Source organism: Mangrovimicrobium sediminis (genome assembly GCF_004745945.1).
In the GTDB taxonomy this organism is placed as follows: domain Bacteria; phylum Pseudomonadota; class Gammaproteobacteria; order Pseudomonadales; family Halieaceae; genus Mangrovimicrobium; species Mangrovimicrobium sediminis.
This window is the reverse complement of record NZ_SRLE01000005.1, coordinates 327280-353150: the sequence shown is the minus strand read 5'-3', so window position 1 is coordinate 353150 and position 25871 is coordinate 327280. Positions and strand designations below refer to the sequence as shown.

General features: G+C 66.2%; 22 protein-coding genes. 11 read left to right on the top strand and 11 right to left on the bottom strand.

Going from position 1 to position 25871, the window contains the following annotated elements; all coding sequences use genetic code 11:
• Positions 1-28: 28 nt before the first annotated feature.
• Together E4634_RS06500 and E4634_RS06495 are read right to left on the bottom strand one after the other, a co-directional pair.
• Complete coding sequence (locus E4634_RS06500) at positions 29-751, bottom strand: Crp/Fnr family transcriptional regulator (protein ID WP_135441979.1); 723 nt, start codon at positions 749-751, stop codon at positions 29-31.
• Between the two features lie 422 nt (positions 752-1173).
• Positions 1174-1512: an ArsR/SmtB family transcription factor gene (locus tag E4634_RS06495; RefSeq protein ID WP_206046816.1), complete on the bottom strand. Its 339-nt coding sequence runs from the start codon at positions 1510-1512 to the stop codon at positions 1174-1176.
• Between the two features lie 135 nt (positions 1513-1647).
• On the opposite strand from E4634_RS06495, the gene E4634_RS06490 reads away from it, so the two are divergent.
• Complete coding sequence (locus E4634_RS06490) at positions 1648-2940, top strand: NAD(P)/FAD-dependent oxidoreductase (RefSeq protein ID WP_135441977.1); 1293 nt, start codon at positions 1648-1650, stop codon at positions 2938-2940.
• Positions 2940-3497 (top strand): c-type heme family protein, encoded by a 558-nt coding sequence (locus E4634_RS06485; RefSeq protein ID WP_135441975.1) that lies wholly within the window; start codon positions 2940-2942, stop codon positions 3495-3497. Before E4634_RS06490 ends, E4634_RS06485 begins: the two co-directional genes overlap by 1 nt.
• An 18-nt stretch (positions 3498-3515) precedes the next feature.
• Here E4634_RS06485 and E4634_RS06480 read toward each other — a convergent pair whose 3' ends face one another.
• The gene (locus E4634_RS06480; RefSeq protein WP_135441973.1) at positions 3516-4481 is read right to left on the bottom strand and encodes an alpha/beta hydrolase; all 966 of its coding nucleotides are present in this window, start codon (positions 4479-4481) and stop codon (positions 3516-3518) included.
• A 242-nt stretch (positions 4482-4723) separates the two neighbouring features.
• On the opposite strand from E4634_RS06480, the gene E4634_RS06475 reads away from it, so the two are divergent.
• Positions 4724-5950 carry a 4Fe-4S dicluster domain-containing protein gene (locus E4634_RS06475; RefSeq protein ID WP_167854794.1) on the top strand — a complete coding sequence of 409 codons (1227 nt, stop codon included), beginning with the start codon at positions 4724-4726 and terminating at the stop codon, positions 5948-5950.
• 42 nt (positions 5951-5992) lie between these two features.
• Here the strand turns inward: E4634_RS06475 and E4634_RS06470 are convergent, their stop codons facing one another.
• Positions 5993-8041, bottom strand: a complete 2049-nt coding sequence (locus tag E4634_RS06470) for an alpha/beta hydrolase family protein (RefSeq protein WP_135441969.1) — start codon at positions 8039-8041, stop codon at positions 5993-5995.
• 132 nt (positions 8042-8173) lie between these two features.
• Between E4634_RS06470 and E4634_RS06465 the strand changes: the two genes are divergently transcribed.
• Both E4634_RS06465 and E4634_RS06460 read left to right on the top strand, forming a co-directional pair.
• Positions 8174-10675 carry an acyl-CoA dehydrogenase gene (locus E4634_RS06465; RefSeq protein WP_135441967.1) on the top strand — a complete coding sequence of 834 codons (2502 nt, stop codon included), beginning with the start codon at positions 8174-8176 and terminating at the stop codon, positions 10673-10675.
• Between the two features lie 149 nt (positions 10676-10824).
• Positions 10825-11496 (top strand): 2OG-Fe(II) oxygenase, encoded by a 672-nt coding sequence (locus E4634_RS06460; protein ID WP_135441966.1) that lies wholly within the window; start codon positions 10825-10827, stop codon positions 11494-11496.
• An 18-nt stretch (positions 11497-11514) separates the two neighbouring features.
• Here the strand turns inward: E4634_RS06460 and E4634_RS21675 are convergent, their stop codons facing one another.
• Positions 11515-11946, bottom strand: a complete 432-nt coding sequence (locus E4634_RS21675) for a hypothetical protein (protein WP_206046815.1) — start codon at positions 11944-11946, stop codon at positions 11515-11517.
• 166 nt (positions 11947-12112) lie between these two features.
• Here E4634_RS21675 and E4634_RS06450 point away from each other — a divergent pair, with 166 nt between their 5' ends.
• From E4634_RS06450 to E4634_RS06435, 4 genes are read left to right on the top strand one after another with little or no spacing between them, the layout of a single operon-like run.
• The gene (locus tag E4634_RS06450) at positions 12113-12619 is read left to right on the top strand and encodes a glycine zipper 2TM domain-containing protein (RefSeq protein WP_135441964.1); all 507 of its coding nucleotides are present in this window, start codon (positions 12113-12115) and stop codon (positions 12617-12619) included.
• Between the two features lie 17 nt (positions 12620-12636).
• Positions 12637-12960, top strand: a complete 324-nt coding sequence (locus E4634_RS06445) for a PepSY domain-containing protein (RefSeq protein ID WP_135441962.1) — start codon at positions 12637-12639, stop codon at positions 12958-12960.
• A gap of 4 nt (positions 12961-12964) precedes the next feature.
• Positions 12965-13648 carry a response regulator transcription factor gene (locus E4634_RS06440; protein ID WP_135441960.1) on the top strand — a complete coding sequence of 228 codons (684 nt, stop codon included), beginning with the start codon at positions 12965-12967 and terminating at the stop codon, positions 13646-13648.
• A complete protein-coding gene (locus E4634_RS06435) occupies positions 13645-14976 on the top strand; it encodes an ATP-binding protein (protein ID WP_135441958.1) in 1332 nt (443 codons plus the stop codon). Before E4634_RS06440 ends, E4634_RS06435 begins: the two co-directional genes overlap by 4 nt.
• Before the next feature lie 7 nt (positions 14977-14983).
• On the opposite strand, the gene E4634_RS06430 is transcribed toward E4634_RS06435, so the two are convergent.
• The gene (locus E4634_RS06430; protein WP_135441956.1) at positions 14984-15544 is read right to left on the bottom strand and encodes an SRPBCC family protein; all 561 of its coding nucleotides are present in this window, start codon (positions 15542-15544) and stop codon (positions 14984-14986) included.
• Between the two features lie 77 nt (positions 15545-15621).
• Positions 15622-16728, bottom strand: a complete 1107-nt coding sequence (locus E4634_RS06425; protein WP_135441954.1) for a lactonase family protein — start codon at positions 16726-16728, stop codon at positions 15622-15624.
• Between the two features lie 337 nt (positions 16729-17065).
• Here E4634_RS06425 and E4634_RS06420 point away from each other — a divergent pair, with 337 nt between their 5' ends.
• Together E4634_RS06420 and E4634_RS06415 are read left to right on the top strand one after the other, a co-directional pair.
• Positions 17066-20437 (top strand): hybrid sensor histidine kinase/response regulator, encoded by a 3372-nt coding sequence (locus E4634_RS06420; protein WP_135441953.1) that lies wholly within the window; start codon positions 17066-17068, stop codon positions 20435-20437.
• Positions 20438-20445: 8 nt separating this feature from the next.
• Positions 20446-21375: a response regulator transcription factor gene (locus E4634_RS06415; RefSeq protein WP_135442142.1), complete on the top strand. Its 930-nt coding sequence runs from the start codon at positions 20446-20448 to the stop codon at positions 21373-21375.
• A gap of 75 nt (positions 21376-21450) precedes the next feature.
• Here the strand turns inward: E4634_RS06415 and E4634_RS06410 are convergent, their stop codons facing one another.
• The 4 genes from E4634_RS06410 to ureE form a co-directional block, all read right to left on the bottom strand.
• Positions 21451-23889, bottom strand: coding sequence for a putative bifunctional diguanylate cyclase/phosphodiesterase (locus tag E4634_RS06410; protein ID WP_135441952.1), 2439 nt, complete (start codon positions 23887-23889; stop codon positions 21451-21453).
• Between the two features lie 155 nt (positions 23890-24044).
• Complete coding sequence (gene ureG / locus E4634_RS06405) at positions 24045-24680, bottom strand: urease accessory protein UreG (protein ID WP_135441951.1); 636 nt, start codon at positions 24678-24680, stop codon at positions 24045-24047.
• 12 nt (positions 24681-24692) lie between these two features.
• Positions 24693-25367 (bottom strand): urease accessory protein UreF, encoded by a 675-nt coding sequence (locus E4634_RS06400; RefSeq protein WP_135441950.1) that lies wholly within the window; start codon positions 25365-25367, stop codon positions 24693-24695.
• The gene (gene ureE / locus E4634_RS06395; RefSeq protein ID WP_135441949.1) at positions 25348-25869 is read right to left on the bottom strand and encodes an urease accessory protein UreE; all 522 of its coding nucleotides are present in this window, start codon (positions 25867-25869) and stop codon (positions 25348-25350) included. The genes E4634_RS06400 and ureE overlap by 20 nt, the downstream gene beginning before the upstream one ends.
• Positions 25870-25871: the final 2 nt, after the last annotated feature.

Sequence of the window (25871 nt, the reverse complement as noted above, 5' to 3'; positions counted from 1 at the left end):
CTGCCGCGCCGGGCCGGTGGTCGCGGCGCTACTCCTTCGCGGCGGGGTCGCGGCTGCGGTCAAGGCGCCAACCACCGCTCGGCACGCGCACCAGGTAACCGGCGCGCTTCAGGCTGGCCATGACGCGGCTGACCGACTCCACCCGCGCGGCCACCAGCGCCGCGCAGTCCTGGTTGGAGGGCAGGTAAAACTCGGTATCGCCGCTGCGGCCGAAGTCGTCGAGGATGTGAATGAGGCGAAGCACGCGCTCGCGCACCACGCCGGTGGTGAGTTCCGTGAGGTGGGCGTCCGCCTGCTGCAACTGGTCGTGCCACTGCTGCATCAGGCGGCGGCACAGCGGGGGTTGGTCGCGCGCCAGTTTCTGCACCGCGTCCGCGGGTATGCGGCAGACGTCGACCATGCTCAGGGCGGACGCCTGATGCTCGTAGGCATCCTCGACCAGGGCTTCCAGCCCGATGGTGAAACCCGGGCCTAGCAGGCGCACGATGCGCACGTCGCCATCCGGCGAACTGGAGGACAGTTTCACCACGCCGCGGCGCACGCTGTACAGCGCACAGGCCTCGCCGCCCTGGTGGTAGATGGTTTCGCCGGGCTCGTACCACAGGTGGCGGACCGGGCGCAGCAGGTCTTCCGTACCGCGCAGGTCGATACCGGCGAACAGCATGCGGTCGCGCACCGGGCAATCGTTGCAGGTGAAATCATCGATTTTTCCCGGGTTCGCCTTTGCCGTCGCAATCCTTGATTCGCTCATGTTCCTACTCGTGCCTGCATCCTGGAGCGCCCGCGGTCCGCGCCGCGGAAGCTGCGGTATCCAACGCGATTATGACCAAATTGCCCGGGAATTGCGAAATGTCAGTCCGCCGCAGAAGGCGCCTTGCTAGGGTTTAGAAACCTTCCTACCCCCCGCTGATTGCGGCCGCCTGAGCGGCCGCTTTTTTTTGGGTTTGTCGTCAGATGCCGGGGAATACGCCCGGGGTCAGAGCCACGGCTCTGACCCCTTCCTGACCGCTACTGCATTGACTCGTCGTGGATTTCCGGGAGGTGCGCCCGGGGTCAGAGCCACGGCTCTGACCCCTTCCTGCCCGCTGCTGCATTGACTCGTCGTGGATTTCCGGGAGGTGCGCCCGGGGTCAGAGCCACGGCTCTGACCCCTCGGTTGGGAAGGAAGCCGGCTCAGCCAGGCGTGCCGCAGAAATGGTCGTGCAATACCTCGATCAGGGCCATGGCCGGGCCAGGCGCGATGCGGTAGTAGACCGTCTGCGACTCGCGCCGAGTAGCGACCAGGCCGTCCGCGCGCAGCACCGCAAGGTGCTGGGACATGGCCGACTGGGACAGCGGTACGCGCTGCATCAGCGCCGAGACCGACAACTCCGCTTCACTCAGCGCACACAGCACCTGCAGGCGATTGGCGTTGGCCAGGGCCTTGAGGAAACTGGCGGCTTCGCGCGCGTGTTCCGACATTGCTTCGGACAGGGGGGCGTCCCGGGATTCCGTGGAGTCGTGTACAGCCATGCTTTAAATCAAACTTCCCTAAATTAGATATTGCTAATATACTGCCGGTACTGCAAGCTTGCAATGCACATCGAGAGCCGTGGTTCCCGGGTGCAGTGCATACGAATAGTCCGCCAGATAATAAGGGAGTTCCGCATGGCACACATCATCGTCCTGGGTGCCGGCCTCGGTGGTATGCCGGCAGCGTATGATCTGAAGAAAACGCTGGGCAAGCAACACGAGGTAACCCTGGTCAACGCCAGCGAGCACTTCCAGTTCACCCCCTCCAACCCGTGGGTGACCGTCGGCTGGCGCAAGATGGAGGAAGTACTGGTCCCCATCCGCCCGCATGTCGAGAAGAAGAAAATCCGTTTTGTCGCCGAGGCGGTTTCCAGCATCGACCCGCAAAACAACAGCCTGCAGTTGGCCAATGGCGAGACCCTGAACTACGACTACCTGGTCATTGCCACCGGCCCGCGACTGGCCTTCGAGGAAATCCCCGGGCTCGGGCCCCAGGGCCACAGCCACAGCGTGTGCACCTCGCCGCACGCGGCGGAATCCGCCGTCGCCTACGAGGAGTTCCTGCGCAACCCGGGGCCGGTAGTAGTTGGCGCGGTACAGGGTGCAAGCTGCTTCGGCCCGGCCTATGAATTCGCCATGATCCTCGACGCGGACCTGCGCAAGCGCAAGATCCGCGACCGCGTGCCGATGACCTTCGTCACCAGCGAACCCTATGTCGGCCACATGGGCCTGGGTGGTGTGGGCGATTCCAAGAACATGCTCGAATCGCAGCTGCGCCAGCGCCACATCAAGTGGATCACCAACGCCAAGATCGACGAGTGCCAGGCGGACATGGTCAAGGTCACAGAGCACGATGCCGAGGGCAAGCCCCTGCGCCAGCACGAGCTGCCGTCGAAGTTCAACATGTTCATTCCCGCCTTCAAGGGCGTGGACGCGGTCGCCGCGGTGGAAGAGCTGTGCAACCCGCGCGGTTTCGTACTCATCGACGAACACCAGCGCAACCCGACCTACCCCAACATCTACTCCGCCGGCGTGTGTGTGGCCATCCCCCCGGTGGAGGTGACCCCGGTACCCACGGGTGCGCCGAAGACCGGTTACATGATCGAGTCCATGGTCACCGCGATCGTCCACAACATCGAGGACGACATCGCCGGCCGCCCGGTCAGCCACAAGGCCACCTGGAACGCGATCTGCCTGGCCGACCTCGGCGACGACGGTGTCGCCTTCGTCGCTCTGCCGCAGATTCCCCCGCGCAACCTCACCTGGGCGAAACAGGGCAAATGGGTCCACCTTGCCAAGATCGCCTTCGAGAAATACTTCATGCGCAAGATGCGCACCGGCAATACCGAACCGATTTACGAGAAGTACGTGCTCAAGGCCCTGGGCATCGTGCGCCTGAAGTCCGGCGACCACCAGCAGGCCCCGTGATGCGGCGTACCCTGGCAGCAGCACTGTTCCTCGGCCTCGCCGTACCGGCGCTGGCCGAGGAGGACACGCGCGAGGCCCGCTCGCAGGCCCTGGCGGCGGAATTCCAGCAGACGCTGGGTGGGAAGCTGCAGGCGGCCATCGCCAGCGGCGGGCCGGTGGCCGCGATCGGCGTGTGCTCAGAGGCTGCCCCGGCGGTGGCTGCTGAACTGTCCGAACGCAGCGGGGCGGATGTCTCGCGCACCGCCCTGCGCACGCGCAACCCGGACAACGCCGCGGACGCCGACGCCCGCGCCACCATGGAACGCTTCGCCGCGGACCTCTCAGGAGCAGCAGCGAATACTGCGCTGGAAAGTTTCACCGTCCACGAGGACGGCAGCGCCCGCTACATGAAGAGCATCGATACAGCTCCCAAGTGCCTGCTCTGCCACGGCGACAATCTCGCCCCTGTATTGCGCGACGAAATCGCCCGCCAGTATCCGCAGGACACTGCCACCGGCTTCAGCGCCGGGGAACTGCGTGGCGCGTTCCTTATCGACTGGCCCGCCACGCCAGACTGATCCCCCTCTCCAGCTAGCCTACCCCCGCGTACAACCCAGGCCGGCGGCGAGGGCGGCCATCTGGTCGCGCATGTGGTTACGCGAAAGCCGCGCCGCGGCCACCACATCCGAGCCGTGGTAGGCACCCGGATACACATGCAGCTCCACTTTGACCCCGGCGCGGGTCAGGCGCCGCGTGTACTCGAGAATATCCTCCAGGAACAGGTCCAGCGAGCCCACGCTGATGAATGCCGGCGGCAATCCGGCGAGGTCATCGGCGCGGGCGGCGGCGGCATAGGGGGATACGTCCTCGCCGCCCGGCTCCCCACCCAGCAGGCTGCGCCAGCCAAAAGCACTGTGCTCCCGGGTCCAGCCGAATTCGCCGGTGTAGGGATGCACCTCGCGCGGCACGCGGTCGTCGAGCATCGGGTAGATCAATTGCTGGTGTGCCACTGGCACTTCGCCGCGGTCGCGGGCCAGCAGAGCCAGCGACGCGGCGAGTCCGCCGCCGGCGCTCTCGCCGCCGACGCCGATGCGCGCCGGGTCTACACCCAGTTCCCCGGCCTGCGCATGCAGCCAGTGCAGGGCGGCGTAGCAGTCCTCGATATTGCCGGGGAATGCGGTTTCCGGTGCCAGCCGGTAGTCGACCGACACTACGACGCAGTGCAGGGCATTGACGATTGCCGCGCACAGCCCGGCGGACATGTCGGCCGTCCCCAGCACGTAGCCGCCGCCGTGAATCTGCAGGTAGGCGGGCAGCGGCGCATCGCCGGTGCGGTTGGCCGGCTCGTAGACCAGCACGCGCACATCCGGCGCGCCCGCTGGTCCCGGCACCAACACCTCGCGCTGGCGAACTTCCCCGGCGGGCAGTTCGCGCGCCTGCAGGTCGTAAAGCTCCTGCAACTGCGCGCGAAGTGCGGGCAGGTTGCCGGAGGCGAAGTCCATGGTGGGCAGGAAGTCCAGACCGGCAACGAGTTCCGGGTCGACCAGGTGGCGTGAATCCATAACAACTCCTCATTATTTTTGTGGCCAGAGCTTAGCGAAGTGCCGCGCCCGGCGCCATTGCGGTCGATCCCCGCTCCCATGACGCAAATCAATTTTTCCGCCCGGCGATACTTCTACCATGTGGCCTATAAGAGGGGGAGCCCGGCATCGTCAGTAGCGTCGCACGCAACATGCGCCGCCAGCACTGGCCAGACCACGGACACGGCCGAGCCCATAACAGGAACAACAGCGAGTACAGCACCATGACAGCAGCCACCCAGTCCACCGGCCTGGCGGAAACCGCCGCCGGCTACGTCAAGCAACACCTCATCGATCCCGCCACCTGCGCCCGCTGCGGCAGCTGTGAAATCGTCTGCCCGGAAGAGGCCATCCAAATGTCCGAGGACGGCCAGTACTTCGGCATCGACCCCGAGCGCTGCACCGGCGAGCACGAGTGCCTGCACAGTTGCAGCACCGACGCCATCCTGTCCTGGCGCATGGTGCCCGAGGGCCAGCTGTACTCCCTGGAAGAGCAGTTCACCTGGGAGGAACTGCCGGCGGAACTCGAGGTGGACGGCCACGCGGTGCCGATGGCGCTGGATGAGGAGGAAGCCGGCCTGGGCAATCCCGCCCCCGCCTCCGCAAGCACCGCGACCACGTTTCTCTACACCCAGCACGACCCGGTCACGGCGCGTATCGTCAGCAACCGGCGTGTGACCAGCGCGGATGCGGAAACCGATATCCACCACATCGTGCTGGATTTCGGAGACAACCCCTACCCGTGGCTGGAAGGCCAGAACGTCGGCGTGCTGCCGCTGGGCCTCGACCCCCACGGCCACCCGCACCACATGCGCGCCTACTCGATCGCCAGCGATCGCGATGGCGAGCGCGCGGGCAGCCGGGAAATGGCGCTCACCGTGAAACGCCTGGTCGACGAGTGGGACGGCAAGCCCTACCACGGCGTGGCCTCAAACTTCCTGTGCGACCTCGAAGAAGGCGCCGAAGTACGCTGCATCGGCCCGATGGGCGACAAGTTCCTCATGCCGCAGGACCCGCAGGCGCAGGTCCTGATGATCTGCACCGGCACCGGCATCGCCCCCATGCGCGGCTTCATCCAGCGCCAGCAGCGCATGGACCCGACACCGCGGCAGCCCCTGCAATTGTTCTACGGCGGGCGCACGCCCGGCGAGATGGCCTACTACGACGAATTGCTGGCACTGCCTTCGACACTGCTCCGCACGCACATGGCGCTGTCGCGCAGCGCGGAGCAGCCGCGGCAGTATGTACAGGACGTACTGCGCGAGCAGTCAGGCGTGGTCGCCAGCGTGCTAGCCGACGACCAGGGCTATATCTTCATCTGCGGCCTGATCAGCATGGAGCAGAGCGTGATCGAGGTGATGGCCGACATTGCCCGCGAGCACGGCCTGCCCGCGGACGACCTGCAGCACCGCCTGATGCAGGCCGGCCGCCTGCATATCGAAACCTACTGAGCCAGCCTCGGGCGCCGGGTCCGTAAAGCCAAGCGGGTGCCGCTACTGCGGCGCCGGCAATCCCACGATATCCACCGGCGGCAGCGGCTCCGCCGGCGTGAAGCCGAGAATACGCGCATAGAACGCATACTCGGCCTCGCGGGCGCGAATGGCATTCTCGGCGCGGCGGAAGCCGTGCCCCTCCCCCTCGAAAGCGATGTACGCGGTGGGAATACCGCGGGCCTTGAGGGCCTCGAAAATCATCTCCGACTGGTTGGGCGGCACCACGCGGTCCTCCAGGCCCTGCAATAACAGCAGCGGCGCATTGAAGCCGTCCAGGTGGTGGATCGGGGAGCGCTCCACGTAAAGCGCCTTGCTCTCGGGGTAGGGGCCGATCAACTGGTCGAGGTAGCGCGATTCGAACTTGTGCGTGTCGTGAGCCAGCGCCTCGATGTCGCTGATCCCGAACAGGCTGGTCCCGGCGCTGAACACCTCGTGCATGGCCAGCGCGGCGAGGGTGGTGTAACCCCCGGCACTGCCACCGCGAATGACCAGGCGCTGCGGATCCGCCTTGCCCTGCTGCGCCAGCCAGCTGGCGCCGGCTACCGCATCCTCGACATCGACCACGCCCCACAGGCCGTACAGGGCCTGCCGGAACTCCCGGCCATAACCGGTACTGCCGCGGTGATTGACGTCGAGAATCGCGAAGCCGCGGCTGGTCCAGTACAGCTTGGACAGTGAATAACCGGGCGAGGCGACCGAGGTCGGCCCGCCGTGTACGAAGACCATGAGCGGCGGTGTACTGTTCGCCGGCGGCGCCACCTGCGGGTTGGTCGGCGGGTAGTAGATACCGTGGGCGGTCGCGCCCTCGCCGGTGGGGAAGCTGACCTGCTGGTAAGCGGGGATCCAGGCGGGGTCGGGGCTATCGTCCTTGGCCCGGCGAATCACCTGCGCGGAACCTCCGTCCAGCTCCGTGACCAGCAACTCGGTGGGCCGGGCGGCGCTGACGTTGATCACATAGAGCTGCCCATCGCGCGGCAGGAAGTCGACCACCGCGGCACTCTCCAGTGCCAGCGGCTGCGCACTGCCCGCCGCGGGATCCAGGCGGTAGAGGCTGGACACGCCGCCCTGCGCGACCTGGGCGAGTATCGAGCCGTCGTCGAGGAATCGATAGAAGTGCTCTCCGATGCTCCAGGCCGGCCCGCCCACTTCCACGGCGGACAATCCGGTGGGCACGGGGCTGAAGGTCTCGCCGACGATGCGATAGAGCTTCCACCAATCGTCGCGGTCGCTGATGGCGTAGAGCCGGCCGCTGGCGTCGAACTGCGGGTCCATGACCGCCTCGCCCGGCCCGTTGTGGGCGGCCAGGTCGCCAAGTGCACCGGTGGCGTCGAAGCTGGCGCTCCACAGGGTGGTGTTGTCCCACGGCATGTTGGGGTGGTCCCAGCTGACAAACGCAATGCGCCGGCCATCGGGAGAGAGACTGGCAGCGGCGACGAAATCGCTGTCGCCGAACAGTACCTCGCCCTCGGACATACCGTCCCAGGGCAGCGCCACCAGGGTATTGCGCGGTTCCCCGTCGCCGCGGTGGTCCTCGCGGATGCAGATCAGTCGCTCGCGCGGCGCATCCAGCGCACAGGCCCCGTAGCGCAGTGGCAGGTCAGGGGTGATCGCGCGGGGCTCCTCGCCCGGACGCATGCGGTACAGGCGCTGGTCGCTGAAATTGCTGAACCACAGGGTACCGTCGGCCACCAGCACCGAACGGCCGCCGTACTCGTGCACCCGGGTCCGTGCGTTGAAGTCTGCGGGGAGGACGTCCTCCACTGGCGAGTCCGGCCGCCAGCGCACGATGACATTGCGGCCACCCTCCTGCGGACGACCCTCCACCCAGTACAGGTAGCCGCCGTCGTAGGCCAGGGAGTGCAGGGAGCGACTGCCCTCCTCGATAGAGGCGGCAGTGATCGGGGAGGGCCAGGCGCCATAGGGCGTCGTGTTCGAGAGATCGGGCGTCGTGTTCGCGAGCGCACCCGCAGCGGGTTTCGGGGCTTCGGGCGGCGTGGTGGCCTGGCAGGCGACCAGGCCCAGCACGAGGGGCAGCAGGCGGGTAATCATGGGCATCTCCAGCAGGTAACGCCGGGCAGTGTAGCCGCTTTGTACAGGGGCATGAAGCGCGGCCGCGGCGCGGCTGGCAATCCCTTTGGCATGCGCTACCGTATAAAGACCTGTTTGCGGAGACCTTGCACCATGAGCATCCTGTTTTTCCTCCTCGCCGCCATCGTGCTGCTCTACCGCGGCTCCGGCGGCGGTTCGGTCATGACCGTGCTGGGGGCAGCCACCCTGGTCGGCTGGCTGTTCGACGGTTTCGGCCTGTTCAGCCTGGTCTGCGGCGCCATCTTACTGGGTATTGCCTGGCTGCTGGTCGTGCCCAGCCAGTTCCGCCTGAAACGCCTCAGCCGCCCACTGCTGGCCTATGTACGAGGCATGCTGCCGCACCTGTCGGACACCGAAGCAGAGGCGCTGAAATCCGGCTCGGTGGACTGGGACGGCGAGTTGTTTTCCGGCCGGCCGCGCTGGCAGCACCTGTTGCAGGCACGTCCCGCCCAGCTGTCCGAGGAAGAGCAGGCATTCCTCGAAGGACCGGTGGAAACCCTGTGCGACATGCTCGACGACTGGGCCATCACCCACGAGGAATACGACCTGCCCGAGGAGGCCTGGGACTATATTCGCAACAACGGTTTCTTCGGCCTGGTCATCCCCAAGGCGTTCGGCGGCCTGGGTTTCTCCCACACCGCGCACTCGGAAATCGTGATGAAAATCTCCACGCGCAGTGTGTCCGGGGCGGTCACCGTCATGGTGCCCAACTCATTGGGACCGGGCGAACTGCTGCACCACTACGGCACGGATGAACAAAAAGGGCACTACCTGCCGCGCCTCGCCGCCGGCGAGGAGGTACCCTGCTTCGCGCTGACCTCGCCGATCGCCGGCTCGGACGCCGGCGCGATTCCCGACAAGGGCATCGTCTGCATGGGCGACTGGGAGGGTGAACAGGTACTCGGCCTCAAGGTCACCTGGAACAAGCGCTACATCACGCTGGCGCCGGTGGCGACGCTGATCGGCCTGGCCATCAAGGTCTACGACCCGGAACGACTGCTCGGTGAGGACGAAGTGGTCGGAGTCACCTGCGTGCTGGTGCCGCGGGACCTGGCGGGCGTCAACGCCGGCGCCCGCCACCTGCCGATGAATACCGTGTTCATGAATGGCCCCACCTGGGGCACCGACGTGTTCATCCCCATGAGCCAGGTGATCGGCGGCCAGGACATGCTCGGCAAGGGCTGGACCATGCTGCTTGAGTGCCTGTCCATCGGCCGCTCGATTTCCCTGCCCGCGCTGGGTACCGGCGCCGGCAAGCTGGCCGGCCTGGCCGCTGGCAGCTACGCCTTCACCCGCGAACAGTTCGGGCGTTCGATCAGCCAGTTCGAAGGCGTGCAGGAGGCCCTGGAACCGCTGGCCGGCTACACCTACCAGATGAACGCCGCACGCCTGCTGACCGCCGGCATGCTCGATCGCGGCGTACGCCCCTCGGTGCCGTCGGCGCTGCTCAAGTACTACAACACGGAACTCATGCGCCAGGCGATCAACCACGCCATGGACGTGGTCGCCGGGCGCGGGGTGATCACCGGGCCACGCAATTTCCTCGCCCGCGCCTACCAGGCCGTACCCATCGCCATCACCGTCGAGGGGGCAAACATCCTCACCCGCAGTCTCATGGTGTTCGGCCAGGGCGCCATACGCTGCCACCCCTATATCACCGACGAGATCGCCGCCGCCGAGAACCCGGATAGCGTGGCCGGTACGCGCGCCTTCGACGCCGTGTTCTATCGCCACCTCGGCCACACCTCGCGCAACGCCCTGCGCGCCTGCGGCCTGGCCTGGGCCGGGGGAGCGATGGAAGACGTGCCGCGCGTCGGCCAGTTGCAGCCCTACTACCGGCAACTGGCACGCTTCTCTGCCGCCTTCGCCCTGCTCACCGACGTCACCCTGCTCAGCGTGGGCGGCGGGCTCAAGGCGCGGCAGCGGCTGTCGGGGCGCATGGCAGACTGCCTGGTCCACCTCTACTACGGCAGCGCCGTGATCAAGTACTGGATGGACCAGGACCGGCCGGAAGACCAGCGCCCGCTGGTGGAGTGGAGCCTGCAGACCAGCCTGGTCGGCGCCCAGGAAGCACTGGCCGCGGCGATCGACAACTTCCCGGTACGCGCGTTGCGCTGGCCGCTGCGCCTGCTGGTATTCCCGCCCCTGCACACCCGCCTGCGCCGTCCCGATGACAAGCTGGGCAGCGCGGTGGCGGCTTGCATCGTCGAGGATACGCCGCTGCGTGAACACCTGGCGCAAAGCTGTTACCGCAAGGACTCGCCGGAGGATGCACTCGGCCGCGTGCTCAACGCCTACCGGCTCGCCCAGGACACCCGCGAGTTGCGCGACCGGCTGCACCGCGTCATCCGCAAGCGCGACGAGGACCAGGTGGACGCCATCGCCCTGCTCATGGGTCACCAGCGCAAGGAACTGGTCGACTGGGCGGTCAGCGAGAAGATTATCACCGAAAGCGAAAGCGACCTGCTGCTGGAGGCATTGACCGCGCTGTACGATGTCATCCGCGTGGACGCCTTCGACCCCGACGGGATTCGCGAACTGTCCGACTGCGCCCGGGGAAAGCGCCGGGTAGTGGAAAGGCCCGCCCGCAAATAGGCCTTTTTACCGGCATTTAGTCACCACTCCCGCGCCTCCCGCGGGAGCGGTTTTCTGGTAATTTCCGGCCCAGACCGCAAGCGGCGCTCCCCGCGCCCGCTTGCGCCCATCCATGGCGGAGTCCCCTCCCCCGTTTGGCCGCAACATTGATGAACCCCGTCACCAGGCTTGACCCCAGCACCGCAACCCCTGCCGATGACCTCCTGTTCGCGAGCATCGCGAGTGACGTCCGTCAGCACGGCTACAGCATCAACACGATGGCACTACCGCCGACGCTGGCCCAGGCCCTGGGTGAACACGTGCGGGACATGCACCCGGACCTGTTCGCGCCGGCCGCCACCGGCCGCCAACTGGAGCGCAGCAGGAACGCCTTCGTGCGTCGCGACGAAATCTGCTGGATTACCGGGGCGGCACTCGCCGGGCGCGAGTGGCTGGACTGGGCGGAGCGACTGCGGGTCTACCTCAACCGCGAGTTGTTGCTGGGCCTGTTCTCCTTCGAAAGTCACTTCGCGCACTACGCCCCGGGAGATTTCTACCGGCGGCACTACGATGCGTTTCGCGGTGAAACCAACCGCGTGCTATCACTGGTCGCCTACCTGAATCCCGGCTGGCAGCCGGATGAAAAAGGTGAACTCGTGCTGTATCGGGACGGGGAAGATCAGGAAGGTATTCGCGTGGTGCCCGCTCTGGGCTCGGTGGTGGTATTCCTGAGCGAGGATTTCCCTCACGAGGTACTGCCGGCAGCCCGCGACCGCTACTCGATCGCGGGCTGGTTTCGGGTCAATACTTCCATCGGCGGTCGCATCGATCCGCCGCGCTAAGCGCTACGCCATCCTCCCTCAATAGCACTCGGACATCGGCAGGTCCACGCGTCGCTCGCTGCCATCCGGGAAGCGCTCGATGCGGTAGCATCCGACCACCTGCGAGCTGGAGACCGGAGTGGAACTGCGATAGCTGTGGTCGTCGTAGCAGCGCACACCGTTATGGGTATGGTAGACGCTGTAACTGACCGCAGCGCCCACCAGCGCCGCGCCCAGCGGATAGTAGCTGGGACGGTAGTACCGGTGCCCGTAGTGATGATGGTGTCGCGGTGCGTAGCCCACGTAGACCTTGTATTTGGGGCCGCCGTGGTGCTTGGAATGGTGGTGGCTGTAAGCGTGGCGATCACCACCGTGTTTTCCGTGCTTGTCATGTTTGCCGCGATCCGCGAGTGCGGTCCCGCTCGCGCTGGCCAGTACCAGCGCCAGGGCTATCGCTGTCAGTCTTTGCATGGCATTTCTCCTCAGGTGGTTATCGATCCACCCCTGCAGCTTACCCAGCCCAAGCTGAACCGGGCCTGAATGATCCGGCCGGCTTTGTTCAGGCAGCGTTCAGCCCTCGTTCAGCATGCACGAGACACACTGGGCATCGGGATCAACGCGACAAGGGAGAACACACATGAAACGACTGATGGCACTGGCTTGCCTCCTGTTGGCCACACCTACACTGGCGCAGAGCCGCTATGTAGAAGCACCCGTGGTCAACGTCGAACCGATCGTGGAACTGGTGACCCGCAAGGTGCCCCACGAAATCTGTCGCGACGAGCAGGTGCGAGTCGTCAACACCAGTCGCAGCCATTCGGCCACCCCGGGCCTGCTCGGGGCGGTCATCGGCGGCGTGATTGGCGGTGCAGCGGGACATGACAGCCGCTACCAACCGGTTATCGCCGGCGCCGGCGCCCTGCTCGGCGCTTCCATCGGTACCGACATCGCGCACCGCCAGAACACCGGCAGCTACTACGTGAACGAGCGCTATTGTGGCGTGGAATACGAACTGCAAGACAGTGAGCGGGTCGTGGGGTATCGTGTCGGCTACCGCTATATGGACGACGTCTACTACACGCGGACGACCACTCCCCCAGGAAACACCATTCGCCTGAGGGTCGATGTCAGTCCGCTGCCATAGGTCGAGCAAGGAACTGAATGTCGCGAATCAGGCCAGCCGTCGTTATCGCCGTGGGTACCCTGTGCACCTGCCTTTCCATCGGGGCTTTCCCGGCGCCCGGCAAAGGTTCACAGGGCCGCGACGAACGTCACAATGCCGCCCAGGGCAAAGAGCAGGCGCGCCCGTCTTCCAACTCTCAAGGCAGTGACCAACGCCAGCACCTGTCGCCGCGCGAGGCAGCGGAAATCGCCCGGTCCCGCTACGGTGGCCGGGTGCTCAAGGTAACCGCCGATGGCAAAGGCTACCGGGTGCGACTGCTGCGCGACGACGGCCGTGTCCTGACGGTCAGCGTCGGGGACTGAAAGCGTGCGCATGGTCATCGTCGAGGACGACCCCCGCCTGGGCGAACAACTCGCCGCACAGTTTCGCGCCGCGGGGTGGACGGTGGACCTCGCCGCCAACGGCAGCGAGGGCCGCTACTACGGCGAGGAGTTCAGTTGCGACCTCGCCATCGTCGACCTCGGCTTACCCGATATCAGCGGACTGGAACTGGTACGCAACTGGCGCGGCGCCGGGCTGGCGTTTCCTATTCTCATCCTTACCGCGCGCAGCGACTGGCAGGACAAGGTCCTCGGCCTGGAGGCCGGCGCCGATGACTACGTCACCAAACCGTTCCACCCGGAGGAGATCAGCGCCAGGGTCGCCGCACTGCTGCGCCGCGCTTCCGGCCGCGCCAGCAACGTTGCCGACTACGGGCCGATCCAGATCGACTTCCAGGCGCGCCGGGTACTAAGGGAGGGCCAGGCCCTGGACCTTACCAGCTACGAGTACAACACACTCGAGTACCTCGCCCACCATCCCGGGCAGGTCATCTCCAAGGCGGAGCTCACCGAACACCTCTACGCGCAGGACCACGAGCGCGACAGCAACGTCATCGAGGTGTTTATCGGGCGACTGCGACGCAAGCTGGACCCGCAACAGGAACTGCAACCGATCGAAACCGTGCGCGGCGCGGGCTATCGATTCGCCCTGCAGCGCGAGGCGCAATGAGCGCGCTCCCGCGTTCCCTGAACGGCAGGCTAGTCCTGGCTAGTCTCCTGCTGTTTCCACTGTTCCTCGGCACCAGCAGCCTGTTCCTGGGCGGCAGCCACCGGCGCAGCCTGGAGGCCGCCGAGGAACAGCGCCTGCAACTGCATGTGATGACCCTGCTGGCGCAGGCGGAATACGATGGCGCTATCACCCTGCCGCAACGCCTGATCGAGGCGCGCTACGGCCGCTCGAACTCCGGCCTCTACGCCGTGATCACGGCGGCCGATGGTACGCCCCTGTGGCAATCGCCCTCCGCGGCTACCCTGCCCGATGACAGCGGCCGGAACACCACGCCCGGACTGCAGCCCGGGGAGCATGTTTTCCAGCGCCGCGGCGATCTCTACACGCTGTCCTGGCAGGTGCTGTGGGAGACCGATTCGAACTCCGCCGTACCGCTGCAATTCACCGTGATGGAGTCGGCCGAGGCGCTGGATGCCGAGATAGCTGTGTATCGCCGCGCCCTCGCGTTGTGGCTGGGCGGTTCGGCCGCGCTGCTGGTGGTACTGCAGGCGGCGATCCTCGCCTGGGGCCTGCGCCCGCTGCGCTCACTGGCCTCGCGCATCGCCGCCATCGAGACCGGAGGGGCAGAACACCTGGAGGGCAACTACCCGCGGGAGATCCAGGCGCTCACCGACAACCTGAACACCCTGCTGCGCGGAGAACGCCAGCGCCGCGAACGCGTGCGCAACACCCTCGCCGACCTCGCCCACAGCCTGAAGACGCCGCTGGCGGTCGTGCGTGGCGCGGATAAACAGGCCGATGACTACCCGCAACTGGTGGAGGAACAGGTCGAGCGCATGCAGCAGATTGTCAGCTACCAGTTGCAGCGAGCCAGCGGCGGCAGCCACAAACTGCTGCAGCGTATTCCGGTACAGCCCCTGCTGATTCGCCTGCGCGACACCCTGGCGAAAGTCTATGCAGATCGCGAACTGCAGCTCGAACTGGTCTGTGACGACGAGCGGGACTTCCGCGGCGACGAACGGGACTTCCTCGAGGTCGCGGGGAACGTGCTCGACAATGCCTGCAAACACGCCCGGACCAGGGTCAGGGTGAGCGCCTGCGGTGACACTTCCGGCGCGCTGGAACTGGTCGTCGAAGATGACGGCACGGGCATTCCCGGCGCGGCGCGCGAGGCCATCGTGCAACGCGGTACACGACTCGACCAGCGCTCCCCGGGACAGGGCCTGGGTCTCGCGGTCGCCGCGGATATCGTCGAAAGCTACGGCGGAAAACTGGAGATCGGCGAAGCGGCACTCGGCGGCGCGCAGGTCCGCATTTACTTCCCCTGAGTTGCGATCAGGGTGTCAGGCTCGCCGCCCAGTGGTCCACCTGCCCCTGCTGCACCGCATCGACAATCGGTGCCAGTTGGGCAAACCCCTCTGCGGCATAGCCGCTCACCCGGTACTCGTGGACCAGTCGGGTTCCGCCGTCATCCGTGGCGCTCAGTACGAAACTGGCGGCGCCGCTCAAGCCCATGGCCTGCAGGGGCCCCAGCCCGCCCAGCATGACCAGGCTCTGCTGCGGGCGCACCTGGCTGACGACCATGTGCTGCACGTCCAGCCCTTCGGCCCGCTCGCAGAAGCAACCGCCGGCGGTGAGCGCAAGTGACAGGTTGGCGTGGTCGCCGCTCCAGGTGTGCGCCGGGTTCCACCAACGCTCGGGATGTACCAGTTGCGTCCAGGCCTGCTCCAGCGGCACCGGAGCTACCGCCTCGACCCGCAGCGCAAATCCGGCGACATTGACGCCCAGCACTTCCGCCCGGGCGACCGGAACCAGCAAAGAAAAGGCCAGCAATAAAAGGGCCGGAACGCCGGAAAACCGCGCAGCGGCGCGTGCAGCTTTTGTTGTGTTGTTCATGCCAGCTCCTCCCGCAATGGAAAAACGCCTGCCGCCGTCGAGGCAGCAGGCGCTGGAGAACCAGCTTACGCGGTGGATCAGAAAGCCGCCAGTCCGTTCATGCCGGTGGGCAGGCCGGTGGCGCCGGTCAGCGGCGACAAGGTGCCGTTGGCCCGCACACCGTAGGCGGAGATGGAACCGTCCACGGCACTCAGGGCGAACATCAACCGGCCGCTGCCGGTAATGGCCAGGTCGATCGGCGAGCTGCCGGCACCGGTGGAAGCGGCGACCCCGTCCTCGGTGGTCAGGGTAAGTTCACCGGAACGACCGACACGCAGCGCGGAAATACTTTGCGATGCAGTGTTGGTGGTGAACGCCACCCGGCCATTCTTCGAGGTCAGCAACCAGCAGGCCGCGCTCTCGGTGGTGGGCACCGCGGCGTCGAGCACTGCGAGGCTGCCATCGGCGCTCAACTCGTAGGAGGACACGGAACTGGCATCCGTCGCACCGCCGGCCGCTTCGGTGACCAGCAGGTGGCCGAAGCGATCGAAACCAAAGCCGAACGGCGTGGCGCCGACCGAGGCGTTGATGATCGCGTTCCCGGGCAGGCCGCCCGCGACGACGAAGGTGGTGATCAGGTTGGTCGCCTTCTCGGTAACCACCAGCGCGTCACCCCAGGGGCTGAAGCTGATCTGGGCAGGACCGGTGCCCGCACCGCTGAGGTAGCGCACCGAGTTGGGCAGGGCCGTCAGTTGGCCGGTCACCCCGATGTGAAAACCGGCGATAGAGTCGCTGCCGGCGTTGAGCACGTAGAGCAGGTCGCCGAAGGTGGTAACGCTGACCGGCTGGCTGCCGCCCGAAGCCACCGTATCGACCAGCAGCAGGCCAGTGTCCAGCACGCGGAACACGGAGACGCTGTCACTGCCGGCATTCACGGCGAACAGCCAGCGATTGTCGTCGCTGAGCACGACGCCGCCCTGGTTGCCGAGGCCGGCGCCGGTGCCCGCACCGCCGCTGGCGACGCTGCCGTTCATGACCAGCCCGCTGCCCGGCGTATAGGAGAGCATCAGGATCTCGTTGCCCGCCGGCGCGTTGGTCATGCTGAACACACGGGCGGTCGCCGCCCCACCGGGGGCGGCCTGGACAGCCTGGGCACCCAGCGGCAACGCCAGGAGCAGGCAGATAACTCGGATTATTCGACTCATGATATTTCCCTCGACCAGTGAAGTAGGTAGTTAAAAAACGACTGCGGAAGGTGGGCCGGGACGGCCCCGGTCACACACCTACAGCTTTTCACCGGACAGCCCGAGAGTCCTCACGAAAGGGTTTTGTGTTTATCACGAAAGGAATGCGAAAGTATCACCGCGCACAGGGCGCTGCCGCCTCAGGGGGTAAATGACGTATTGGCGCTCGCCCGCGCAGGTTGGGATACTGCCGGCGATAGTCTGTGATACGCGCGCCACTGGCATACTAATTGCTGCACGTTAGCCGTCACAGGCCCCTACCGATCACGGCAGCTCGAGCGGACACACTGACCCGGACATGCGCCCAACGCAGCAAATTTTCCGCACCCGCCGCCAGTACAACCAGTGGGTGGCGAACCAGACGCTGGAGGACTACGCCCTGCGCTTTACCGCCAAGCGCGCGCGGCGTTTCAGTCCCTGGGTGGTGGCGACCACGGCGCTGGGCGGCGCGGCGGCCTTCCTGGCCCTCGAGGCCATCGGCGGCGCCATCACCCTCAGCTACGGTTTTACCAACGCGCTGTGGGCGATGCTCACCGTCGGCCTGGTGATTTTCGTGACCGGCCTGCCGATCACCTACCACGCGGCGAAGTACGGCGTGGACATCGACCTGCTGACCCGCGGCGCGGGCTTCGGCTACCTAGGTTCCACCCTGACCTCTCTGATCTACGCCTCCTTCACCTTCCTGTTCTTCGCCATCGAGGCGGCGATACTCGCCATGGCCCTCAAGGCACTGTTCGGTATCCCCCCGTCGATCGGCTACATCCTGTGTGCCGTGGCGGTGATCCCCATCGTCACCCACGGCATTACTTTCATTTCCCGCTTCCAGGTGGGGACCCAGTATCTGTGGGTTGGCCTACAGGTGCTGGCGCTGGTTGCCATCGTCGGCAGCGAGGCGGCGGATATCGGCAGCTGGGTGGAGTTCCCCGGCAGCGGCCCGGCTGCCGCGCGCGGCGGGCAGTTCGACATCCTGTTGTTCGGCGGTGCAGCGGCCGTGTTGTTCGCGCTGATGGCGCAGATCGGTGAACAGGTCGACTACCTGCGCTTTCTGCCGCCGCAGGAACAGACCGGCAAGACACGGTGGTGGCTGTCGGTGATCGCAGCCGGACCGGGCTGGATCTTTATCGGTATCCCGAAGATGCTGCTCGGCTCCTTCCTCGCCTGGCTGGCTGTCAGCCAGGGCCTGGACGGCGAACTGGCCGCCGACCCCACGCACATGTACATGGTCGCCTACGGCTACCTGACCAACTCGCCTACCGTGGCGCTGGTGCTCGCCGGCGTCATGGTGATCATCTCGCAGCTCAAGATCAACGTGACCAACGCCTACGCCGGCTCCATCGCCTGGTCCAACTTTTTCTCCCGCTTGACCCACAACCACCCGGGACGTGTGGTGTGGCTGGTATTCAACGTCACCATCGCCCTGCTGCTGATGGAACTGGGTATCTACCGCGCGCTGGAAAACATCCTCTCCGCCTTCGCCATCATCGCCGTGAGCTGGCTCGGCACCCTCAGCGCGGACCTGATGATCAACAAGAAGCTCGGCCTCAGCCCGCCTTTCATCGAGTTCAAGCGCGCGCACCTGTATGACATCAATCCGGTGGGCGTGGGCTCCATGCTGCTGGCCACGCTGGCCGGCATGCTCTGCCTGCTGGGCGCCTTCGGCCCCACCCCCGCGGCACTCACTCACTTCATCACGCTGGGTTGCACCTTTGTCACCGCCCCCCTGATCGCACTGCTGACGCGGGGGCGCTACTACATCGCGCGCAGCCAGGACGAAAACCTCCTGGCACGCAGCGAGCACGAATGTGTGATCTGCGAGAACCACTTCGAAACCGAGGACATGAGCCAGTGCCCGGCCTACCAGGGCCCCATCTGCTCACTGTGCTGCACCCTGGATTCCCGCTGCTACGACAGCTGCAAGAGCGACGCGCGTTTTTCCACCCAGGTGATGCAGTTCCTCGGCAAGCTGCTACCGCAGCAGGCGCTGCGCTCCATCGACAGCCGCCTCGGTCGGTTTCTCGGCATACTCGCGCTGATCTCGCTGGCCAACGCGGGCATGCTGTCGCTCGCCTACTACCACATCGACCCCCAGGACCCGGTCATCGCGGCGACCCTGGAACGCCTGCTGAACACGCTGTTTTTCCTGCTACTGATTGTGTTCGGGGTGATCGCCTGGTTGTTCCTGCTCGCCCATGAAAGCCGCGCCGTGGCCCACGAGGAAACCGCGCGCCAGACGCGACTGCTGCTCGAGGAGATCGAGGCGCACCGCCAGACGGACCGCGAGTTGCAGACCGCCAAGGAGCTGGCAGAGGCGGCCAACGACGCCAAGAGCCGCTACCTCAGCGGTATCAGCCACGAACTGCGTACGCCGCTGCAGTCGATTCTCGGCTACGCCCAGATCCTCGCCCGGGACGAACGCATACCCGCGGACCGCCGGGATTCCATCGCCATCGTCAGGCGTTCCGGCGAATATCTCGCCGACCTGATCGAGGGCCTGCTGGATATCTCTCGTATCGAAGCGGGCAAGCTGGAAATCCACCGCGACAAGGTCGACCTGCAGTCGATGCTCAACGAACTGGTCAACATGTTCAGCCTGCAGGCGGCGGGCAAGGGCATACAGTTTCGCTACCTTGCGGACAATCACCTGCCCCGCTACGTGCACACCGACGGCAAGCGCCTGCGCCAGATACTCATCAACCTGCTGTCCAATGCGGTGAAGTTCACCCACAGCGGCGAAGTGCTGCTGCGCATCAGCTATCGCAGCCAGGTGGCCAAGATCTCGGTAACGGATACCGGTGTGGGCATCAGCGAAGCCGACCTGCCGCGCATCTTCCGTCCCTTCGAGCGCGCCCACAACAGCGGCAGCCCGGAGGTTGCGGGTACGGGCCTGGGCCTGACCATCGTCAAACTGCTCTCGGAAATCATGGGCGGTGATCTCGAGGTGCTCAGCCAGGTCGGCAAAGGCAGCACTTTCACGCTGAGCCTGATGCTCAACAGCTTCGACGGCGAACTGGCGCAGGCGGCGGGCAGCCAGACCATCACCGGCTTCCTCGGCCGGCGGCGCACGCTGGTGGTCGTCGATGACGAGGCCACGCATCGCGCGCTGCTGCTCGACTACCTCGGACCGCTCGGCTTCGACATCCTCGAGGCGGAAGACGGCCAGGCCTGTCTGGCGCTGCTGGCGACAGCGCAGGCCGACGCATTCCTGCTGGATGTCACCATGCCCGGCATGGATGGGCTGTCACTGGCGCACGCGTTGCGCCAGCGCGGCGTCACCGCGCCCATCATCATGGTCTCCGCCGACGCCCAGGAGCGCCGTGCGACCGGCGATCCGCAGGCGGCCCACGACGCCTACATGGTCAAGCCGATTCGCCTGTCCGACCTGACCGACAAGCTGTCCAGGCTGCTGGAGCTGACCTGGACCTATGCGGCCGCCGAGCCGCCGGTGCCCGCCAGCACCAGCGTGGAAGCCATTTCCCCGACCGCTGCGGCGGGCGCCTCGCGCCTGCGCGCCTTCGCCGAAATCGGCTATTCCCGCGGGGTGAGTGAAGAACTGGAACAACTGCAACAGGGTGGCGTACTGCCACCGCAGGCACTGGAGCACCTGGCGCAACTCGCGCGCCAGATGCGCTATTCAGAGATCGTGAAATTGCTTACAGGGAGTGAGGCTTGATGCTGGCGATGGTGGATGAGAGGGAAAGCACAGTGGAGCAATCGCAGGGCGTGGTACTGGTCGTGGACGATTCCCCGGACAGCCTCAGTATGCTGAACGACGCCCTGGAGCAACAGGGCTACACCGTGCTGATCGCGCTGGAGGGCCGCCAGGCACTGGCGATCGCGGGCAAGATCCGGCCCGACATCATCCTGCTCGATGCGATCATGCCCGCCATGGACGGGTTCGACACCTGCCGCCAGCTCAAGCTCGACCCCTCGCTGGCCGAAATTCCGGTGATCTTCATGACCGGGCTGGCGGACACCGAAAGCATCGTGCGCGGCCTGGAGGCCGGCGGCGTCGACTACCTGACCAAACCGGTGAGCATCGACGAACTGGTGGCGCGCATGCGCGTCCACCTGGCCAACGCCAAGCTCAAGCACAGCGCGCAACTGGCGCTGGACTCCACCGGCCAGCACCTGTTCAGCATCAACGGCGACGGCGCCCTGCTCTGGGCCACACCGCAGACCCACGACCTGTTCCGGCGCGCCGGCCTGGACGACGCCTGGCTGCGTGACGAGTTCTCCGCGCAACTGCGCCGCTGGCTGGGCTTCGACCCCCAGGATGGACACGGCCTGCCGCTGGAGACGCCGGAGTATCCCCTGCAGGTCAAGATGGTGCGGCGATCCGGCAGCGGCGAGATCATGCTCAAGCTGATTGACGGTCGCGCCCCCTCCGGTGCAGAGCGTCTGCGCCTGCACCTGCCGGTCACCGAGCGAGAGTCCGAGGTGCTGTTCTGGATCGGCAACGGCAAGACCAACCGGGAGATCGGGCAGATTCTCGATACCAGCCCGCGCACGGTGAACAAGCACCTCGAGCAGATTTTTCGCAAGCTCGAGGTCGACAACCGCACTTCCGCCGCGGCCATCGCCTTGCGCTACCTGCTGGACGAAGGCTGAACGCAGTCTGGCGGACCTCGGGGAATGCGCGGTGCGCTGACCAGGGAGGCCGGCGCGCTGCGAGGACGGTGAACCCTAGCGGGTGCTGGCGCGATCCTGCGGCCACCAGCGCGAGAGCAACTCCGACTCCGGCATCGGCCGGCCAATCAGGTAGCCCTGGGCGTAATCACAGCCGAGGTTGCGCAGCAGATCCGCCTCCCCGTCGTGCTCAACACCCTCTGCAGTGACTTCCAGGCCCAGGCCGCGGGCCAGGGCGATGGTGGTCTCGACGATGGCGCGGCTCTGCGCGTGGTGCAGCATCGCGTGCACGAAGGAGCGGTCGATCTTCAGCATGTGAATGGGGAAGCGCGCCAGGTAAGCCATCGACGAATACCCGGTACCGAAATCGTCGAGGGCGAGGGTGAAGCCGGCCTCGGCGAGGGCAGAGAGCACCTTGCCGGCGGAGCTCGGGTCCTTGATGAGAATGGTCTCGGTGATTTCCAGCTGCACCGTGGACGGATCGATACCAAAGCGCTGCGCGGTCTCCGCCACGAACGCCGGCAATGCCGGGTCGAGAATATTGCGCGCGGAGAGATTCAGCGAGACGCGGAAATCGATACCGCGGGCACGCAGCCGCTGCATGTCGGCCATGGCCGTTTCCACCACGCGGTGGGTCAGCTCGCGAATAAGGTCGGTGGTCTCGATCAGCGGCAGGAAGTCCTTGGCCTCGATCAGCCCGCGCACCGGATGGTACCAGCGGATCAGCGCCTCGCAGGCGACGATGTCGCCGCTGTCGATGGCGATGATCGGCTGGTAAAAGAGCACGAACTGGTCCTGTTCGAGCCCCTCACTGACTGCCGCCAGCAGGGTGAGGTCCTCGAGCTTGTAGGCGTCGATGTCGCGCCGGTAGAGCGCGACCCCGGTGCCGCGCTGCTTGGCGTAGTACATCGCCACGTCGGCGCAGCGCAGCAGCTCGTGGCTGTTGTCGCCATGCGCCGGCGCCAGCGCGACACCGATGGAGGCGGACATGCGCAGGCTCAGTTCCCCGACCTCGATCGGTTGCGAGATCACCTCCGCCAAGTCACGCGCGAGCTGCAATGCATCCTCCTGGCTTGCCTCCTTCTCCAGGGCGTGGATGATCACGAACTCGTCCCCGCCGAGGCGGAACAACCGGGCCGGGAAACTGACCAGGTAGTTGCCGAGGCGGTCGGCCATGGCGCGCAGCAGTTTGTCCCCCACCGCGTGCCCGAGGGCGTCGTTAACCTGCTTGAAGCGGTCGAGGTCGAACAGCATCACGGCGCAGCTGAGGTGGGTGCCTGCGCCCAGGTAGTCGTGCAGGGCGGCGCGGTTGCCCAGCCCGGTCAGCGTATCGTGGTTGGCCCGGTGCGCCAGTTCGTTGAGGTTGCGCGCGTTGGCGACGTTGACGCCAATGACCTGGCCGAGGCTCTCCAGGGTGCGCAATTCCTCCGCGGGCAGTTCCCGGTAGCGGTTGTCACGCAGCAGGATCACGCCCAGCACCTGGTCGTCATGGGTGACCGGAATCACCACCATGCTCGGGTTGATCTCCACCAGTGGGTGGGTCTTGTAGCTCGGCGAGGCGCGCGGGTCATCGCGCAATGCCGCGCTGTGGCAGACCTTGCGCGAGTGCAGCGCGAGACTGATCAGGCCGTCCTGCGGGGGGCGCATGGGATGGCCGATACGCGCCTGGCGCTGCATGGAATGGCCCAGCTGTGCGAGGGGAACCAACTCGCTCATCGAGGCATCGACAGGGCGGAAGAACAGGCCGTGCTGCCAGTCGAGCCGGGTGACAATTACATTCAGGGCGCGCTCGGCGAGGCTGCTCTCATCGGAGAGCCCCTGGAGTTGCCCGGCCATCTCCTGCGACAGCTCCAGGAATCGGTACTGGGCGCGCAGGCGCTGCAGGGAACGCTGGTAGGCGGCGATCAGCAGCGCCAGAATCGTGGAAATGGCAATGAGGCCGTTGAAGCCGAGGAAGTGGGTGAACCAGGTGGAATGGTGCTGGCCCAGCACGGTCATGGCCAGTAGGCCGATTTCCAGCGAACCGCGCAGGGCGAAACATCCCGCCGCAATGCGCTCGAACGGCCCCAGTGACCACATCAGGGCGGCGGAGGCCATCAACGCCAGCGCCATGGCCCCGACCATCACCAGCCTGGCGCCGATGTTGCCGGCAAACAGGTAGGCCGAGAAGAAGAAGGCCGAAAGCCCGGCAATGGCCAGCAAGACATGATGGGGACGCAGCCGGAAACGCCCGGTACGGTAGCTGATCACACCTGCCATAAGGCTCGCCGACTGCGTCGCCAGTACCACGCAGAGGGCGAAGGCCACCGGCAGGGACGGATTGTCCTGGCCGCTGGCGAGGGCAATAAGCAGTGCCGGCACCGGCAGCGTCAGGTGCGAGATCGCCCACCACAGGGTGTACGAGCGCTGGCGGTCGCCCAGCCAGAGCACGAGCAGTGCCAGCGCTGCCAGCACCTCGACGGCGAGTAGTGAAATGTCTGCGGGAGACCAGCCCATGTTCGGCTCGAACTCCTCGTGGCCTTACCAGCGCCGAGTGTAAACCATAGCCAGCCCCTGCCCCTACACCACATTGTACTTTTGTGAAAAGGCGCTCATTTCCACCTTCCGTACCGGGCGGCAGGCCGCGCCGCGGGCCAGGCGCGTTTCGCAACTCAGCCCAGCGCGGCGATTTCGCGCTCCGGCAGCATGCCCTCGCTGACGATGAAATCGATGATCGATTCCAGCCCCTCGCCGGACTTCAGGTTGGAGAACACGAAGGGCCTCTCCTTGCGCATGGTGCGGGCATCGCGGTCCATCACCTCGAGCGAGGCGCCCACCAGCGGGGCGAGATCGGTCTTATTGATGATCAACAGGTCGGAGCGGGTAATGCCGGGGCCGCCCTTGCGCGGAATCTTGTCGCCCGCGGAGACGTCGATCACGTACAGCGTCAGGTCGGACAACTCGGGACTGAAAGTGGCGGAGAGGTTGTCGCCGCCACTTTCGACAAACACCACGTCCAGCCCCGGGTGGCGGCGCTGCAGCTCGTCGATGGCGGCGAGGTTCATCGAGGCGTCCTCGCGAATCGCAGTGTGCGGGCAGCCGCCGGTCTCGACACCCAAAATGCGGTCCGCCGGCAGCGCCTCGTGCCGGGTGAGGAAATTGGCGTCCTCACGGGTGTAGATATCGTTAGTGACCACGGCGATGTTGTAGGTCTCGCGCAGTGCTGCGCACAGGGCGCGCAGCAGGGCCGTCTTGCCCGAACCGACCGGGCCGCCAACGCCCACGCGCAGGGTTTGTTTCATGTTCATGCTCTTCCTCCGTCAGGACCGGAACAAACGTGTGTACTGGTTTTCGTGCCAGCTGCTGGCCAGCGCCAGCGCCGGCAGCGAGGCACCGATCTCGGCCTCCGGCAGGCGCGCGCCAACACTGCGCGCCGCCACCAGGACCGGGAGCAACTCGCCCAGCAGGCGCTGCGCTGCACTTTGCCCCAGGGGCACCAGCTTGGTCGCTGCCGCCACCTGGTTCTCCAGCCAGGACCACAGGTAGCCGTGCGCCGCCGTGTCCTCGTCGATGCCCCAGTGCGCGGCGACCCAGCCAAAGGCCGTGGTGAAGCCGAGCGGCTCGCCCACTGCCGGCAGCGCCAGTCCCAGCTCGGGCATGAGACGGCACAGGGCTTCGCCCATGGCGGTCTCCGTCCGCCGCAGTTCGGCGCTCTCCCGGCAGGCCAGCAGGTAGGCGTTGAAATAGCGCAACTGGACCAGGTCGCCCTCACGCGCCGCCCGGTGCAGTCGCAACAACAGCGGCACGTCCACCCGCGCGAGGGAACAGCGCAACTGCTGTTCCAGCCACTGCCGCGTCTGTGCGGCATCGGTAACCCAGCCACACTCCACCGCCATCTCCAGGCCCTGGGAAAAGGCGTAGCCGCCCACCGGCAGCGCCGGGCTGGTCAGCTGCAGCAGGCGCAGCAGGGCAGTATCAGTGAGGGTGGTGGCCATGGCTCTCGCGCTGCTCGTCCTGCGCATGCTCATGGCTATGATCATGGCTATGGTGATGGCTATGGCCGTGCCCCCGGCCGGCGTAAGCGCCGGACTCCGGCACGAACACCGCGCGCTCCTCCACCACCTGCAGGCCGAGTTCGACAAGCATTTCGCCCAGCACATGGTCGTGGCTGATGCGCAGCCAGCGCTTGCCGACCTGGACCTTGGTGTGGCGGTTGCCGAGGTGGTAACAGGCTCGGGCGAACAGGGACCAGTCATCCGTCGCAGCCCGCATGACGTCCTCCTCGGCGCCGGTGACTACCAGGCACTTGCCGCAGCGGGTGCGTAGCAGTTCGCCGACGCGCAGGGTCTGGCCGCGCTCCAGGAACACACGTACCTCGGCGCCGCTGGCGGACACCGCCCGGAAGCGGCCGCGCTCGCGTTGCAGGTGATCCAGCAACAGGGTGTCGTGCACCGCCTCACAGGGCGCCGCGGCCAATCGCTCGTAGACTTCGAACACGC